Below are 1283 nucleotides of genomic sequence, written 5' to 3' on the forward strand. Positions count from 1 at the left end.
GGATGATGTGGTCTACAACGTTGGCTGGCACTGTTCTTCCCATCTCTTTGCACATAACACAGAGAGGGCTTGCTGATAGGTATATGGCCCTTGCCTTTCTCCATTGCCGGTTATATGGCTTGGAGTCTCCAGGCTTATACAATGCCCCTCACCATGCGTGAGATTTCATGCGCTCTTGTTGGTGTCTGGTGTGCCCATCGTGAATCAAGCATCTCGATACCGGCTTGGTTGTAGTCGCCAGTCTCCAGGTATCGAATCGTATTCTTGAAGGCTCTGATACCGGCTCCACCTAATTGGAAGCGCCAGTCTAGTAGTGCGGCCTGCTGTTGCTCTGTAGCGTTAGCAAACCACTTGAAGTTGGATAGGTCGTCGAAGCATTCAATGATGTCGTTGACCAATAGTATGTCTATCTCGTTGTTGGATAATCCCTTGCTCTCAAGGTTTCTCCCTACGCCTACAGTGATGATTCCGAGGCTGTCCTCATAGGCTAGGCTGCGTCTGCCTTCGTGCTTCTCGATTAGCTCTTTAGCTATGTGGATGCACTCGCCCATATCACCACCTATAACGATCATCGTTTCGGGTTGTTGGCCTTGTAATTAAGTATCCCCATCACCACGCCAAACGTTAGGCCGAGGATCGAACAGCAAGCACCAATAGCGCCTGCGTTATGGTCTAACCATGTCCAAGCACCGCTGGCAGATCCAAAGCCAAAGCCTGCATAAGCTAAGTGCTTCAGCGTTGCTGCGTGTTCCTGTGCTTGGCCTATCAACTGCATATCTAATCCATAAATAGAAACCGCCCCGAAGGGCGGCGGAGAGGTGGCCTAATGGCCGGGGAGAAGAAGTTTGACCTACCGGCCCTGCCCCGGTTACGTTCTCAACGCCATTGCATGAATGGACTTACACGCTATTCGGCCCGCAAAACTGTATTCGGCTGGTGACTAATAGACGAAACCGGTGTTGCGCCAACCAGGAATCCCCCAGTCCAAACGCCGCCATTAATCACCATGCGAATACAATCAATAAGGGTCAGATGATCCAGGCTTACAATGTCTCAACATCGCCAGGCTCTCTGCCATCGCCATCAGGCCATGCGCTGTATGTTACTTTCATGCTATGCCTTCTCGTCTGGTACGCATGACCACTTGTACTTAATCTGTCCTAGATCGTGTATCTCTGCGTAAGCGCCTACAGCCCATTTCACTTGATCTTTATCGGGGCATTCTTCTACCCGGATAGTCTCTTGGTGCAGGGGTTCGCCACTCATTGAGGCTAGGAGGATGA

At 50.9% G+C, this 1283-nt stretch carries 1 protein-coding gene; it reads right to left on the reverse strand.

The window, feature by feature from the left end; all coding sequences use genetic code 11:
* Positions 1-134: 134 nt before the first annotated feature.
* Positions 135-551: a hypothetical protein gene (locus V6D20_07295; protein ID HEY9815588.1), complete on the reverse strand. Its 417-nt coding sequence runs from the start codon at positions 549-551 to the stop codon at positions 135-137.
* Positions 552-1283: the final 732 nt, after the last annotated feature.

The organism is Candidatus Obscuribacterales bacterium (genome assembly GCA_036703605.1).
Lineage (GTDB): Bacteria > Cyanobacteriota > Cyanobacteriia > RECH01 > RECH01 > RECH01.

Bases quoted from the DNA above. Each gene is read 5' to 3' on its own strand.
- V6D20_07295 (HEY9815588.1), bottom strand. From the start codon at position 551: ATGGGCGAGTGCATCCACATAGCTAAAGAGCTAATCGAGAAGCACGAA.